This is a genomic window from Streptomyces sp. NPDC026538 (assembly GCF_055567535.1).
The window spans coordinates 1010238-1024997 of sequence record NZ_JBVHQG010000001.1 but is presented as its reverse complement, the minus strand read 5'-3'; the positions used below and the strand labels follow the sequence as shown (position 1 = coordinate 1024997).

Annotated in this window: 15 protein-coding genes and 1 tRNA gene; 13 read left to right on the top strand and 3 right to left on the bottom strand. The window is 70.3% G+C overall.

Annotated elements, in window-relative coordinates; genetic code table 11:
• The first annotated feature begins 218 nt into the window (after positions 1–218).
• Complete coding sequence (locus tag ACZ4N4_RS04640) at positions 219–1379, top strand: glycosyltransferase family 2 protein (RefSeq protein WP_467585319.1); 1161 nt, start codon at positions 219–221, stop codon at positions 1377–1379.
• A 39-nt stretch (positions 1380–1418) separates the two neighbouring features.
• Here the strand turns inward: ACZ4N4_RS04640 and ACZ4N4_RS04635 are convergent, their stop codons facing one another.
• Positions 1419–2822: a polysaccharide pyruvyl transferase family protein gene (locus ACZ4N4_RS04635; RefSeq protein ID WP_467584367.1), complete on the bottom strand. Its 1404-nt coding sequence runs from the start codon at positions 2820–2822 to the stop codon at positions 1419–1421.
• 234 nt (positions 2823–3056) lie between these two features.
• Here ACZ4N4_RS04635 and proB point away from each other — a divergent pair, with 234 nt between their 5' ends.
• The 5 genes from proB to ACZ4N4_RS04610 all read left to right on the top strand — a co-directional run bounded on the left by proB (position 3057) and on the right by ACZ4N4_RS04610 (position 8009).
• Complete coding sequence (proB, locus tag ACZ4N4_RS04630) at positions 3057–4163, top strand: glutamate 5-kinase (RefSeq protein WP_453580771.1); 1107 nt, start codon at positions 3057–3059, stop codon at positions 4161–4163.
• Positions 4164–4288: 125 nt separating this feature from the next.
• Positions 4289–4717, top strand: coding sequence for a hypothetical protein (locus ACZ4N4_RS04625; protein ID WP_046733220.1), 429 nt, complete (start codon positions 4289–4291; stop codon positions 4715–4717).
• Positions 4718–4804: 87 nt separating this feature from the next.
• Positions 4805–6091 carry a glutamate-5-semialdehyde dehydrogenase gene (locus ACZ4N4_RS04620; RefSeq protein ID WP_360483950.1) on the top strand — a complete coding sequence of 429 codons (1287 nt, stop codon included), beginning with the start codon at positions 4805–4807 and terminating at the stop codon, positions 6089–6091.
• 170 nt (positions 6092–6261) lie between these two features.
• Positions 6262–6849: an SCO2584 family spore wall biosynthesis protein gene (locus ACZ4N4_RS04615; protein ID WP_467584364.1), complete on the top strand. Its 588-nt coding sequence runs from the start codon at positions 6262–6264 to the stop codon at positions 6847–6849.
• An 89-nt stretch (positions 6850–6938) separates the two neighbouring features.
• A complete protein-coding gene (locus tag ACZ4N4_RS04610) occupies positions 6939–8009 on the top strand; it encodes an SCO2583 family membrane protein (protein WP_467584361.1) in 1071 nt (356 codons plus the stop codon).
• A 10-nt stretch (positions 8010–8019) separates the two neighbouring features.
• Here the strand turns inward: ACZ4N4_RS04610 and ACZ4N4_RS04605 are convergent, their stop codons facing one another.
• Positions 8020–9189: a M48 family metallopeptidase gene (locus ACZ4N4_RS04605; protein WP_467585317.1), complete on the bottom strand. Its 1170-nt coding sequence runs from the start codon at positions 9187–9189 to the stop codon at positions 8020–8022.
• 101 nt (positions 9190–9290) lie between these two features.
• On the opposite strand from ACZ4N4_RS04605, the gene ACZ4N4_RS04600 reads away from it, so the two are divergent.
• The 7 genes from ACZ4N4_RS04600 to ACZ4N4_RS04570 all read left to right on the top strand — a co-directional run bounded on the left by ACZ4N4_RS04600 (position 9291) and on the right by ACZ4N4_RS04570 (position 13758).
• Positions 9291–9452, top strand: a complete 162-nt coding sequence (locus ACZ4N4_RS04600) for a hypothetical protein (protein ID WP_453580758.1) — start codon at positions 9291–9293, stop codon at positions 9450–9452.
• A 176-nt stretch (positions 9453–9628) separates the two neighbouring features.
• Complete coding sequence (locus ACZ4N4_RS04595) at positions 9629–9796, top strand: hypothetical protein (protein WP_351692895.1); 168 nt, start codon at positions 9629–9631, stop codon at positions 9794–9796.
• Positions 9797–9865: 69 nt separating this feature from the next.
• Positions 9866–10558 (top strand): nicotinate-nucleotide adenylyltransferase, encoded by a 693-nt coding sequence (gene nadD / locus ACZ4N4_RS04590; protein WP_453580759.1) that lies wholly within the window; start codon positions 9866–9868, stop codon positions 10556–10558.
• A 16-nt stretch (positions 10559–10574) separates the two neighbouring features.
• Positions 10575–12335, top strand: coding sequence for an LCP family protein (locus tag ACZ4N4_RS04585; protein ID WP_467584356.1), 1761 nt, complete (start codon positions 10575–10577; stop codon positions 12333–12335).
• Positions 12336–12437: 102 nt separating this feature from the next.
• Positions 12438–12881, top strand: coding sequence for a ribosome silencing factor (gene rsfS / locus ACZ4N4_RS04580; RefSeq protein WP_450755588.1), 444 nt, complete (start codon positions 12438–12440; stop codon positions 12879–12881).
• Complete coding sequence (locus tag ACZ4N4_RS04575; RefSeq protein ID WP_450755586.1) at positions 12881–13549, top strand: histidine phosphatase family protein; 669 nt, start codon at positions 12881–12883, stop codon at positions 13547–13549. The genes rsfS and ACZ4N4_RS04575 overlap by 1 nt, the downstream gene beginning before the upstream one ends.
• Positions 13550–13685: 136 nt before the next feature.
• A tRNA-Ala gene (locus ACZ4N4_RS04570) sits at positions 13686–13758 on the top strand.
• A gap of 60 nt (positions 13759–13818) precedes the next feature.
• On the opposite strand, the gene ACZ4N4_RS04565 is transcribed toward ACZ4N4_RS04570, so the two are convergent.
• A complete protein-coding gene (locus tag ACZ4N4_RS04565) occupies positions 13819–14760 on the bottom strand; it encodes a helix-turn-helix transcriptional regulator (RefSeq protein ID WP_467584353.1) in 942 nt (313 codons plus the stop codon).

The following is a 14760-nucleotide window of genomic DNA, read 5'->3' as shown; positions in this document are numbered from 1 at the left end:
CGTACTCTCCGACGTAACCCGCTGTACACCACTCGGCTGGCTGCTCGTCATGTGACATGCGCCACTGAAGGTGCGTCCCAAGGCAACCGGTTGCGCCAGCCGGTCATCTAACGCGTTGCGATCGAGGTGACGCAGGGGGAACGCACCATTGACTAGGGGGAAACGTGACCGTCGTTGCGCAGCCTGATGTGACCGTGATCATCGGGGCGTACGAAGCGATGCCGTATCTCGTCGAATGCCTGGCCTCCGTGGAGAGCCAGACCCTCGACCCGGCACGCATGGAGGTCATCGCTGTCGACGACGGGTCGACGGACGGCACGGGGGAGTACCTGGAGGAGTTCGCGGCCCGCGCCGCCATGCCGGTGACCGTGATCCGGCAGGAGAACTCCGGCGGCCCCAGCGGTCCCCGCAACGTCGGCCTCGGCAAGGCCGCCGGCCGCTACGTGTTCTTCCTTGACGCCGACGACCGGCTCGGCCCCGAGGCCCTCGCGCGCATGGTCGCCATGGCCGACAAGAACAACACGGACGTCGTCCTCGGCAAGGTCGAGGGGATCAACCGCAAACCCCCGCAGTCCATGTGGGGCAAGACGCTCGACCGTACCGACGTCTTCTCGTCCAACATCAAGTTCACGCTCAGCGCGCAGAAACTGTTCCGCCGCGCACTTCTCGAACAGCACGGGATGCGTTTCGACGAGTCCCTGTGGACCGGCGAGGACGCGCTGTTCACCATGGAGGCCTACCTGCGCGCCGACGGCGTCTCCGTGGTCGCCGACTACCCGTGCTACTACCTGGTCGGCCGCGAGGACGGCAAGCACGTCACCAAGAGCGGCAGCTACACCCTCCGCTTCGACTCCGCACGCGCCCTGATGAACCTGATCGCCGACATGGTCCCGGCCGGACCCCGCCGTGACACGCTCATGGTCCGGCCGTTCCTGGTCACCCTGCTCCCGCAGTTCGGTCCCCGGTTCCTCAAGGACAGCGACGAAGTCCGCCGGAAAAAGCTGGAACTGGCCAAGCCGCTGATGGACGCCCACTGGAATCCGGAGATCGCACGCCGCCTGCGGGTCCACGAGCGGCTGCGACTCCACCTGGTCGCCGTGCAGCGCCCCGACCTCCTCCTGGACGTCGTCGAGTTCATCCGCGCAAAGAAGCAGGCCGGGGCCCTCCTGGAGAAGCGCGGCACCCACGTCTACTTCGCCTACCCGCACTTCCGCGTGAGGTCGGCAGGCATTCCCGACTGGATCTACCTCGCCGAACCCCGAGAGGCCCGTGGAGTCGGGGGCTACCGCGAGGACGCGGCCAACACCTTCCTGCGGCGCGCCCTGCGCAGGCTCCGCAGGTCGCTGCCGACACGGGAGGTCAAAGCGGCGGCGGCCTGACCGGTCGCCCGGTCAGGCCGCCGCCGGCCGCCCCACTTCCTACTGGCCCGTCCCCAGCGCCCGCCGGATCGGCCTGCCGACGGCCCGCCGGGCCCGCCGGTAGACCGACGCCGGCGGCGTCGGAGCGGCGACCGTCTTGGCCGCCCGGGCCCCCGCACGCGCCAGGTCCTTCTGCAGCCTGACGTTGTCCAGCGTCAGTTCCTCTATACGGCTGTGCAGCCAGCCGAACCGCGAGGTGAGCGAGGCCACGTCCGCCTCGTTCCAGGGGCGGATGCCCGCCGGGAACGTCAGTTCCCGCATCCGCTCCTCGAAGGCCGCACCGCCGTCGCCGTGCGTGAAGGTGTTCTGCAGTCCGTTGCGGTCGAGGAAACCGGTGAACCGCTCGAAACGCTCCTGGTGGCCGCCGACCAGACCGCCGAAGTCGGCCTCCGCGTACAGCTTCGCCGGGTCCGCCGAATCAAGGTCCTTGACCGCCTGGTCCAGCCGCAGGTGCGGAATCTCGAAGTAACGGCACAGCTCCAGCGTCCGCGAGTCACCGCACAGCACCGTCGCCGGCGTGCCGGCGAGCAGCGCCGCGATGTTGCCGTGGATGCGCGAACCGAAGGAGAAGTCGAAAGAACGCAGGTCGTCGATCCAGGTGACCGGGTCGACGTAGACCCGCACCTTGTCCTCGTGGAACATCGGGTGGTCCGGGTGGGTCGGCATCGCGGTCACCGCGGCGTTCGGGTCCGACAGGTCCCGCCAGTGCAACTGCCGTGCGTCGCTGAGGTTCTGGCCGACGAACCGCAGATACGGGTAGCGCTCGTGGGTGCGCGTGATGATCCGGTCCAGGCCCTGCGCGCGTACCGCGCTGTGCGAGCCGTTGATCGCGATCCGCGACTCCGGCGTCAGCTCCAGCGCCTTCTTGTGAACCTGGAGCCGGTCTCCGTACAGGAACAGCGAAGGACAGCCGATGATCTCGACATCGTTGAAGCCCATGCTCTTCAGGTACTGCTCGGTGAACTCGCCGCGCACGCCGATCGACGCGCTGCGCTCCAGTACCGCCGCGCAGAACTCCCGCACGGTCGGCTCGATGCGCTTGAGCCGGTCCGGGTTGTAGCCGACCCCGGCCTGCGCGCCGACGCCGAGCACGACCACCGGGATCCTCAGCTTCGAGATCAGCCGGGTCATCCGCTTCAGCGCGCTCTCGAAGGACGGGCGAAAGGCGTTGGCGAGCGGGATGACGAAGGCGTCGTACTCGTCGTTGATGCGCGCGGCGGCGGAGGCGTCGGAGGGCATGCCGTTCGAGACGACCTCGGTGTCCGGAGTCTCGAGAATCTTGTGCGCGGCATCGCTGAAGATCAGGTTGCCCGCGTTGGTGGCTATGACGTCCCGGTGCAGGGCCTCCTCGACGGTGACGACGTCGTAGGGACTCTTGCCCGATCTGAGGAGGATGCGCTTCACGCTGCGAACTTTAGATGACACAAACTTCAAATTAACTTTGCGTTCGCTTCGATTTCTATAAGCAGTCCGTGCAACCTTTTTGCCGTGAGCGAGGCGTGATCGATCGGTTACGTACTGCCTGCACGTGCTCGCGTCCGGAGGCTGGACGGCCGCGCCCCCGGCGCATCCCCTTCGCGTAGATTGCTGCCACGCGCAACGAAGTGGGGACAGGACGTGGCAAGCGCAAGGCAGGCCGTGAGCGAGGCCCGCAGGATCGTCGTCAAAGTGGGCTCCTCCTCGCTGACCACCGCCTCCGGCGGCCTGGACGCCGACCGGGTCGACGCGCTCGTGGACGTCCTCGCCAGGAGCCGCAGCGGTGGCGAGAAGGAGGTCGTCCTCGTCTCCTCGGGAGCGATCGCCGCCGGCCTCGCCCCGCTCGGGCTGCGCCGCCGCCCCAGGGACCTGGCCCGCCAGCAGGCCGCCGCCAGTGTCGGCCAGGGCCTGCTGGTCGCCCGTTACACCGCGTCCTTCGCCCGCTACGGCGTCCGTGTCGGCCAGGTCCTGCTCACCTCCGACGACATGAGCCGCCGCGCCCACCACCGCAACGCCTCCCGCACCCTCGACAAACTCCTCGCGATGGGCGCCCTGCCGATCGTCAACGAGAACGACACCGTCGCCACCGACGAGATCCGCTTCGGCGACAACGACCGCCTCGCCGCTCTCGTCGCCCACCTCGTCCACGCCGATCTCCTGGTCCTGCTCTCCGACGTCGACGGCGTCTACGACGGTGACCCCGGCAAGCCCGGCACCTCGCGGATAGCGGAGGTGAAGGGTCCCCGGGACCTCGAGGGCGTCGAGATCGGCAGCGCCGGGAAGGCGGGCGTCGGCACCGGCGGCATGGTCACCAAGGTGGAGGCCGCCCGGATCGCCGCGGCCGCGGGCGTCCCGGTCGTCCTCACCAGCGCCGTGCACGCCGCCGACGCGCTCTCCGGCGGCGACACCGGCACCTACTTCCACCCCACCGGCAAACGGTCCGCAGACCGCCTCCTGTGGCTTCAGCACGCCTCCACCCCCCAGGGCTCGCTCACCCTCGACGACGGCGCCGTGCGTGCCGTCGTCGAGGGCCGCAAATCGCTGCTGCCCGCCGGGATCGCCGCCGTGGAGGGCGAGTTCGCCGCCGGCGACCCGGTCGAACTGCGTGACACGGAAGGACGCGCGGTCGCCCGCGGGCTCGTCAGCTTCGACGCCAAGGAGATCCCGCAGCTGATCGGGCGTTCGACCAGGGAGCTGGCGCGCGAACTGGGCCCGACGTACGAACGCGAGGTCGTACACAGGGACGACCTGGTGATCCTGCACCCGTAAAAAATGGGGCGTAACGACGGCCCCCGGTGGGGGACGTTCCGTAAAACCGCCACACGAACCCTTGGGGCCTGCTCAACTTTGTCTCAGGACCACGTTCCGCACGAGCACAGCTGAAGGAGGCCGTCGTGAGACGAGTGCGCCCTGGGGCTGCGGCGTCCCGTGGTGCTCTGACGAGCGTCGCGGCCGGGGACACCTACGAGGAGCCGAAGGACCTGCCCCGTCTGTGGCACGTCACCCTCAGCGTCTGCGGTGCCGAGGTCCCCCTGCCGGAACTGCGCCGCGGGCTCGAACAACTGGCCCACGACCACCCGTTCCTCCTCACCAGCCGCTACGCGTGCGACCACGCCGAGATCCGCTACTGGGAAGAGGCCCGCGACCTCCATGACGCCGCCGCCGTCGCGCTGCGCCTGTGGGGTGAGCACCGCCAGACCGCAGGACTGCCCGCCTGGGAGATCGTCGGCCTGGAGGTCATCGACCGCGCCACCTACCACCAGCGGATCGCCGAGGGTTACGGTCCGCCACCGGCGACACCGGTCGGTATCCACCCGTTCTGACCGTGACCGTGATTGCCCCCTTTTGATCCCGTCTCGCGGTATGGGATGACGCGTGGACGGGACGCCGGCGCGCACTACCCTTCCCCCATGACCACGCTCTCGCCGTACGACGCCATGTCCCCGGTCACGCAGGCCGCCTACCGTGCCAAGGCAGCCGCCGCCGACCTCGCGCCGCTGCCGCGTGCCGTCAAGGACGACGCGTTGCTCGCCATCGCGGACGCCCTGGAGGTCCGTACGAGCGAGATCGTCGAGGCCAACGCCAAGGACATCGCCAAGGCCCGCGAGAACGGCACCAGCGAGTCCGTCGTCGACCGCCTCACCCTCACCCCGGAGCGGGTCCGTGCCATCGCCTCCGACGTCCGTGACGTCGCGAAGCTGCCCGACCCGGTCGGCGAGGTGGTCCGCGGCTCCACCCTCCCCAACGGCATCGACCTGCGCCAGGTCCGTGTCCCGCTCGGCGTCGTCGGCATCATCTACGAGGCCCGCCCGAACGTCACCGTCGACGCGGCCGCTCTCTGCCTCAAGTCCGGCAACGCCGTCCTGCTGCGCGGCTCCGCCTCCGCCTACGAGTCCAACACCGCCCTCGTCCGCGTCCTGCGCGACGCCGTCGGCGGCGCCGGGCTGCCCGCCGACGCCGTCCAGCTGGTGCCCGGCGAGGGCCGCGAGTCCGTCCACGAGCTGATGCGCGCCCGCGGCCTCGTCGACGTCCTCATCCCGCGCGGCGGCGCCTCCCTGATCCAGACCGTCGTCATGGAGTCCAAGGTCCCCGTCATCGAGACCGGCACCGGCAACTGCCACGTCTACGTCGACGCCCACGCCGACATCGACATGGCCATCGACATCCTCATCAACTCCAAGGCACAGCGGGTCAGCGTCTGCAACGCCGCCGAGACCCTCCTCGTCCACCAGGACATCGCCGCCGAATTCCTGCCGCGCGCCCTGGACGCCCTCGCCGAGGCCGGCGTCACCGTCCACGCCGACGAACGCGTGCTGGCCTACGCCAAGGACTCCAAGGCGACCGTGGTCGAGGCGGTCCCGGAGGACTGGGAGACCGAGTACCTGTCGTACGACATCGCCGCCGCCGTCGTCGACTCCCTGGACCGGGCCGTCGAGCACATCAGGCTGTGGACCTCCGGGCACACCGAGGCCATCGTCACCACCTCCCAGCAGGCCGCCCGCCGCTTCACCCAGCTGGTCGACTCCACCACCGTCGCCGTGAACGCCTCCACCCGCTTCACCGACGGCGGCCAGTTCGGCTTCGGCGCAGAGATCGGCATCTCCACCCAGAAGCTGCACGCCCGCGGCCCCATGGGCCTGCCGGAGCTGACCAGCACCAAGTACATCGTCACCGGCGACGGCCACATCCGCCGCTGACGACTGTGAAGCCGCCGCCGGCACCCGTACGGCCCAACCGCGCACGCCCCTCGGCGTGCGGGCGCGCGGAGGGGCGTACGGGCCCCGCGCGGGCGTGAAAGGCGTCTCACAGGGCCTATGAATTTCCATACCGTCTGCCCAAATTGACCCCCCAGGTCTACTCTGGATCCGTGCCGGAGGACGTGGGGGGCACGCCGTTCCCTGACGGCTGGGAGCCCGACGACGACCATGACCGCGGGATGTCGGACGAAGAGTTCGACGCCGTGGTCTTCGACGAGGCCTTCGTGAAGGCGGCCGTGATCCACGAGCCGACCGCGGTCGAACGCCTCCTGGCCGCCGCGCAGGCCAGAGCCGAGGCCTCCGAGGCCGAGGCCCGCCGTGCCCACGCCAGAGGCGAGCGCTACGACGACGGCTACGGCCCCGACGGCCCCGAACTCGGCCACGGCGCCGACCTCGACGACGACCTGGACGACGGCGACGTACTCGAAGACCGGTACGGCGCACCAGGGGCCTACGGCAAGCATGTCCGCTGGCATCGTCCCGTGGCCTGGATGCTCGCTCTCGTCATGGGCGTCGGCATGGTCGCGCTGGCCTTCGCGGCGGTCTACCGGGGCGCCTCCTCGGGCGGCAGCCGCGACCAGGTGCCCCGGCCCCCCTCCACCGGCCTGGAACAGGGCACCGCGGTGGCACCCTCCGCGTCAGCCGAGTACTCCCAGCCGGCCCAGTCGGCGGTCTCCGCGGTCCCGCGCACCCCCTGAGCGGCGATTGCCCGGTCTGGTGAGAACCTGTCAGAAGTTGTCGTGTAGCTGGGCGTTTACCTGAGGCTTCCGAGACCTACTCTGAGAGTATGGGCGGGCCTGTGGACCCACCCGAGGGGACACCCGAGGGCGGCCCCGTGGGTGGAGAGGACGAGTACCGATCCGTCGTCTTCGACGAATCGTTCGTCCGCGCTGCCCGCCTCCAGGAATCCTCCGCGCGCGAACGCATGTCCGACCATGCGCCGGCCGTACGCCGCCGCCCGCCCCTGCGCCGGGGCCTCACACGGCAGGCCCTGATCCTCGTCCTGCTGATCCTCGTCGCCTTCGGCACCGCGATCTACATGGGTGTCCGCCACCCCTACGGCGCCCAGGAGGCCCAGAAACCCGTCGAACCGCTGCGGATGACCGTCGTCCCACTCGCCCCGCAGGGCAAGGTGCCCGGCGCCGCCGACGCCGAGACGCTGTTCGCGCACAGTCCCGCCGCGCGGTACGAGGTCGGCGCCGAGGGCATACCTTTGCCGGCCGTCCGCAGCACCGCGCACTTCTCCGACAGCCAGGTCGTGACCGCCCTGACCACGGCCAAGGACTACATCGTCCGCTCCGCGCTCTACCCGGAGGTCCTCGACAGCAGCGAGGTGCGGCCCGCGCGGGTGCTGCTCGACCCCGGGCAGCTCGACCAGTTCGACCAGAGCCTCGACCACCCCGCGGCGGACGGCCGGCACGCGCCCACCGGATGGCTGGTCCGCTTCGACCCCACCCGTGCCGAACTCGCCGATCCGAAGATCCGCGTCCAGGGCAGCATGCAGGCCACCGAGACCGACTCGGCCACCCTGGAGGTCACCGCCGACCACACCGTCGTCTACGCGCTGCGGGCCACCGGCGGCCCGGCCGGCTCCCAGGTCTCCCTGTTCACCGTCCGCCGCGAGCTGACCTTCCGCTTCGACCGGGACGACCTGCGCCTGCGCCAGACCCAGCTGGTCGTCTCCTCCGTCCAGGCCGGCCCGCTGTCCTGCGCCGACGACTCCGCCGACCACCTGCAGCCGCTGCTGGCCGGCGAGACCGCCAGGGCGGGCGGCCCGGCGGGCACGAACCCGTACGCCACGGACAGCGCCGCCGCCCTGTGCGGGACGCTGGCCGCCGGGGCCGAACCGAAGGTCTGACGAGCCCTGGCTACTCGTCGTCCCGCGGCGGAGTGTCCTGCGCCGGACCGTCCTGCGACGGGTCCTGCGCGGGGCCGTCCTGCGGCGCCGTGTCCTTCGGGGGAGCGTCCTGCGCGGAAGCATCCTTGCGGGGCGCCGGGCTCGTGAACCCGTCGAAACCGCGCTTGACCCGGCCGCCCAGGCCGCCGGCCCCGCCCGCTATGTCCGAGACCAGCTTCATCAGCGGGTCCTTGGAGCTCTTCACATCGCTCGCGTAGCTCGCCGCCGACTCCTTGAACGAGTCGCTGACCGAGGTGTCCTTGTCCCCGTCGCGCCGCGGATAGTGGCCGTCCATGATCCGCTGGTAGTCGCGGGACTCGGCCCACTTCTTCAGCTCGGCCGCGCGGACCGTGGTGAACGGGTGCGAGCGCGGCAGCACGTTCAGGATCTTCAGCACCGAGTCGCGCAGATCGCCCCCGGCCTCATACTCCTCGGCCTGCTGCAGGAACGCGTCCACGTTCATCTCGTGCAGATGGTTGCCGCCGGCGATCTTCATCAGTCCGCGCATCGAGGCCCGCAGATCCTGCCCCACCAGCAGTCCCGCCCGGTCGGCGGACAGCTCCGACTTGCGGAACCACTCCCGCAGCGCCGTCACGATCGCCATGACCGCGAGATTGCCCAGCGGGATCCAGGCGACGCGCAACGCCAGGTTCGTCAGGAACAGCAGGATCGTCCGGTACACCGAGTGCCCCGACAGGGCGTGCCCCACCTCGTGCCCGACCACCGCCCGCATCTCCTCCTCGTCGAGCAGTTCGACGAGCCCGGTGGTGACGACGATGATCGGCTCGTCCAGGCCGATGCACATGGCGTTGGGCTGCGGGTCCTGGTTGACGTACATCGGCGGGACCTTCTCCAGGTCCAGGATGTAACAGGCGTCCCGCAGCATGTCGTTCAGGTGTGCGAACTGCTGGTCCGACACGCGGACCGAGTCGGACAGGAACAGCAGCCTCAGGCTCCGCTCCGGAAGCAGCCCGCTGAGCGCCTTGAAGATCGTGTCGAAGCCGCTCAGCTTGCGCAGCGCCACCAGGGCCGAACGGTCGGCCGGATGCTCGTACGCGCGGGAGGAGATCCCCGGGAACCGCCTGCGCTGCCTGCCCGGAACCCGCTCGTGCCCGTGTCGCTCGTGGCCGTCGTCGGACATGTCATCCCCCATGTACGTGAGTGTGCCCACCGTGCCCCCGAAGCAGGGCCCAGCCTAGGCGGAGATACCGTGGACGGGCAGTACAGCCGAAGGAGTGCCTCATGGAGCACAACCCCCGAGCCGTCTGGCTCACCCAGGCCGCGAGCGCCGCCCACCAACAGGGCTCGGGCGACCTGCTGCGGGTCGTCCTGATCGTCATGTTCCTGGGCTGTGCGCTGACCGCCTGGTTCCTGCTGCGCGGGTACAGACAGAAGGACGACTGAGCCGCCTGGATCGTTCCCCGCCCGGTGTGGCCGGCGCAGCCGGTGTGACCGGGGCGCCGGGGCGACGGAACCGAGGAGTCGGCCCAACGGAGGAGTCGGCGTGATCGTCGCCGGGCCGCCCGCATACGATGGGCCGACGTCTTTATCCCGTCCACACGCGATAGGTCCTGCCGCAGATGATGAATCTTCACAGCGCCGCTGCCCAGTTGGTCACCCTCGCCGCCGAGGGCGAGGAGCACGGCGGCAACCACAACAGCCTCAACCCGCTCGTCACCGGTGGCAGCGCGTTCATCATCCTGCTGCTCCTGCTGTGGATCACCACCCGTTTCAACCGCGACCGCTGAGCCGGCGGCCGAGCCCGGCACCCGTCCTCGGGGCGGGGCCCACGGGCCGGGCCGGTAGGGTCTGCACGCATGGGAGAGCAGGACATGCCTACCGGTCCGGCGCATGACGCGGCCGATGCCGCCTACGACACGGTGACGACCCCGCGGTACACACCGGCGGGCCCCGCGCACACCGGCAAACGCCGCCTCGGCGTCATGGGCGGGACGTTCGACCCGATCCACCACGGACACCTCGTGGCGGCCAGCGAGGTCGCCGCCCAGTTCCAGCTGGACGAGGTGGTGTTCGTGCCCACCGGGCAGCCGTGGCAGAAGACCGCCCGCAAGGTCTCACCGGCCGAGGACCGCTACCTGATGACGGTGATCGCGACCGCGGAGAACCCACAGTTCTCCGTCAGCCGTATCGACATCGACCGCGGCGGCCCCACCTACACCGTCGACACCCTGCGCGACCTGCGCGCCCTCAACCCCGACGCCGACCTCTTCTTCATCACCGGCGCCGACGCCCTCGGCCAGATCCTCACCTGGCGCGACTCGGAGGAACTCTTCTCCCTCGCCCACTTCATCGGCTGCACCCGGCCCGGCCACCAACTGACCGACCGCGGTCTCCCGGAGGGCGGCGTCTCGCTGGTGGAGGTTCCCGCGCTCGCCATCTCCTCCACAGACTGCCGTGCGAGAGTCGCCAAGAGCGACCCCATCTGGTACATGGTGCCGGACGGAGTCGTGCGCTACATCGACAAGCGCGAGCTGTACCGCGGCGAGTGAGCCGAGAGGGGCACCGGTGAACGACCGATACGACGCGGGCTACGGAAGCGACCAGTACGAACTCGTCGGCTACGACGAGTACGGGCAGCCGGTGTACCGCCAGATCCCCGCACAACAACAGCAGACGTACGACCCGTACGCCGGACAGGGCTACGGGCACGACCCGTACGCCGCCGACGGCGGCGGTCGGCAGGGCACGCCCTCGTACGACCCCGGCCGGCAGGGCACGCCCTCGTACGACCCCGGCCGGCAGGGCACGCCGTCGTACGACCCCGGCCGGCAGGCCCCCGTCCCCCCCGTGCACGACACCGGGCAGCAGCCGGTCACGCCCGGCTACGACCCGTACGGCACCGGCGGCCAGCCCGTCTACGACCCCTACGGGCAGGCCGCCCCCGGCGGCCGGCAGTCCCGGGTCGCCGAGCAGACCGCGCACATCCCGCAGCAGGCCGGGCCCGTCGGGGAACCCGCCGGTCCTCGCCAGGCCGCCGGGGACGAACGGGACTACCACACCGAGCAGTTCGCGTTCGTCGAGGACCCGGACGGTGACTCCGAGGACGTCATCGACTGGCTGAACTTCACCGAGAACCGCACCGAGCGCCGCGAAGAGGCCAAGCGCCGCGCCCGCAGCCGCATGGTCGCCCTGGTCGTCGTGCTCGCCCTGGTCGCCGTCGGCGGCGCCGGCTACCTCTGGTACGCCGGAAAGCTGCCCGGACTGTCCTCCTCCGGCGCCAAGGGCGGCACGACGACGTCCGCGGCCGCCCAGAAACGCGACGTGGTCGTCGTCCACCTGCACAACACCAGCGGCGGCGGCACCTCGACCGCGCTGCTCGTCGACAACACCACCACCAAGCAGGGCACCACCGTCCTGCTGCCCAACTCGCTCGCCATGACCGACGACGACGGCACCACCACGACCCTCGCCAAGTCCGTCGGCGACGACGGCTCCTCCGGGACCCGCGACCAGCTCGACACCGTCCTGGGCACCAACATCGAGGGCACCTGGCGCCTGGACACCCCCTACCTGCAGAACCTCGTCGAACTCGTCGGCAACATCGACATCGACACCAACGCCGAGGTACCCGACCCGGACGCCAAGAAGAAGGGCCAGGCGCCCCTGGTCCACAAGGGCAAGGACCAGACCCTCAGCGGCAAGGCCGCCGTCGCCTACGCCACCTACCGTGCCTCCGGCGAGGCCCAGAACGCCCAGCTGGAGCGGTTCGGGCAGGTCATGCAGGGCGTGTTGCGCAAGATGTCCTCCGACTCCTCGGCCGCCACGGTCACCGTGCAGACCCTCGCGCAGATCCTCGACCCCTCGCTCACCGACAAGGACCTCGGCACCTTCCTCGCCAAGCTCGCCGACCTCGCCAAGGGCGGCGACTACAAGACCGCCCTGCTGCCCGTGCAGAGCGACGGCACCCTCAGCGCGCAGACCAGCTCCAGCGTGGTCAAGGACATCCTCGGCGGCACCGCCAAGAGCCCCTCCGCGGACTCCGCGATCCGGGTCTCCGTCCAGAACGCCACCGGCGTGAAGGACAACACCGACAAGGCCCGCGTGGTCCTCGTCAACGGCGGCTACACCTTCCTGGAAGGCGGTACGGCCTCCGGCACCCAGGCCATCTCCAAGGTGCTGTACTCCGACGCCGCCGACAAGGAGAACGCCACCGAGGTCGCCAAGACCCTCGGCCTCGGCACCGGCGCCGTCGCCAAGGGGACGGTCGGCTCGGGCGCCGACGTCTCGGTCGTCCTCGGCCAGGACTACAAGCCGTCCTCCTCCTGAGCCCGCCCGCCGCACCCCACGTGACCCGGTAATCACGTGGGGTGCGCCCGGCGGTCCGTGAGACCCTTGAGGTTCAAACGACCGCCGACGGAAAGCCACGTAGTGACCGCCACCGACCGTTCCCTCGAGCTCATCACCGCCGCCGCACAGGCGGCCGCCGACAAGCTCGCCCATGACGTCATCGCCTACGACGTCAGCGACGTCCTGTCGATCACGGACGCCTTCCTGCTGGCCTCCGCGCCCAACGACCGCCAGGTCAAGTCGATCGTCGACGAGATCGAGGAGCGCCTCAGCAAGGAGCTCGGCGCCAAGCCGGTGCGCCGCGAGGGCGACCGCGAGGCCCGCTGGATCCTGCTCGACTACGTCGACATCGTCGTCCACGTCCAGCACAGCGAGGAGCGCGTCTTCTACGCCCTGGAGCGGCTGTGGAAGGACTGCCCCGAGATCGAGCTGCCCGCCGACGCCAAGGCCACCCGCGGCAAGGCCCAGGAGCACGCCGAGCTGCAGGCCGCCGACGACGCGGGTGAGCCGGGCGGGGAGTGGTGATGAGCGCCACGGGCGAGGTGACCGACCGCAAGGGCCGCGGCCGCCGCATCATCCTGTGGCGGCACGGCCAGACCTCCTGGAACGTGGAGCGCCGCTTCCAGGGCTCCACCGATGTCGAGCTCACCGAGACCGGCATCGGCCAGGCCCGCCGCGCGGCCCGGCTGCTCGCCTCCCTGGGCCCGGACGCGATCGTCTCCTCCGACCTGCGGCGGGCCTCCGACACGGCCGCCCAGCTCGCCGAGCTCACCGGCCTCGACGTGATCCGCGACGAGGCGCTGCGCGAGACCTACGCGGGTGTGTGGCAGGGCCTCACCCATGAGGAGATCATCGCCCGCCACGGCGACGAGTACGCCGCCTGGAAGCGCGGCGAGCCGGTCCGCCGCGGCGGCGGCGAACTGGAGACCGAGGTCGCCGACCGGGCCGCCCCCGTCGTGCTCCGGCACGCCGAGAAGCTCCCCGAGGACGGCACCCTCGTGGTCGTCAGCCACGGCGGGACCATCCGCACCACCATCGGCCGCCTGCTCGGCCTGGACTCCCACCACTGGGAGAGCCTCGGCGGTCTCACCAACTGCTGCTGGTCCGTGCTCGGCGAAGGCGCCCGCGGCTGGCGGCTCCTGGAGCACAACGCCGGCACCCTCCCGGAGCCCGTCCTCGGCGACGACGACTGAGAGCCCTTTTCGGCCGTCGGCCGGTGATCCTCGGGCCGCCCGTCCCGCCCCGGGACCCGGATTTCACTTTCCGGCAGGTCGCAGGCTAAAGTTCTTCTTGTTCGCCCCGCCGAGCGGAAAGACGGGAAGAACGCAAGGGGCTATAGCTCAGTTGGTAGAGCGCCTGCATGGCATGCAGGAGGTCAGGAGTTCAATTCTCCTTAGCTCCACAGATCGACACTCAACACACTGTCGAGTTGTCAAAGATCGGTGAGAGAATCCCGCCCTCTTCAGGGGGCGGGATTTTTCGTGTTCCACTCCCGGATGATCTCGGCGGCCTCGTCGTCGGTCACCGGCCACAGCCGCTGTCTGCGCTCCCGCAACAACGCGACCTGCTCCCGCGTGCGTTCGTCCTCCGGTGTGTAGACCACGATCCGGGACTCCGGCACCCCGTCGATCGACAACGACTGCGACGTCATCCGCAGCTCGCCCACCGCCTCATGACGGAACGTCTTCACCCGCGGCCCCGGCTGCGCCACAGCACCGCTCGCCCACAACCGGGCGAAGTCCGCACTCGCCCCCGACAGCGCCCGTATGAAGTCCTCCCAGGCCGGCTCGCCGACATGTCTGCCGTAGCTGGAGCGCAGGGTCGCCACCATCACCGGCAGTTCACGCTCCCGGTGCACCACCGGGCACGCCTCCTCGGACACGGTGAACAACGTCCACAGGACGTTAGGCACCCCGATCCGCACCGTCTCCGGCACCAGGAACAGGTCCCGGTAGGCCGGATTGGTGGCCAGCACGTCGTACCGCGACGTGTACACCACCGCGGGCAGCGGATCGAGGGCGTCGATGATGCCCTGCACCTCCGCGCCGACCGACCGCGACAGCCCCTCAGGCGCCGCCGCGTACGGCACCTCCGCCAGCCGGTACAGATGCTCCCGCTCCGGCGCGTCCAGCCGCAGCGTGCGCGCCACCGCGTCCAGCACCTGCGGCGACGCGTTGATCGGCCGGCCCTGCTCCAGCCACGTGTACCAGGTCACCCCCACGCCCGAGAGCTGGGCGACCTCCTCCCGGCGCAGCCCCGGAGTGCGCCGCCGCAGCCCCGGCGGCATCCCCACATCGGCCGGTGTCACCCGGGCCCTCCTGCTGCGCAGGAACGCTGCCAGTTCCGGCCTGCGGCGGTGTGCTGTCGCCCTCATCGTCACGTCCCCCGTCGTCACGTCATCCAT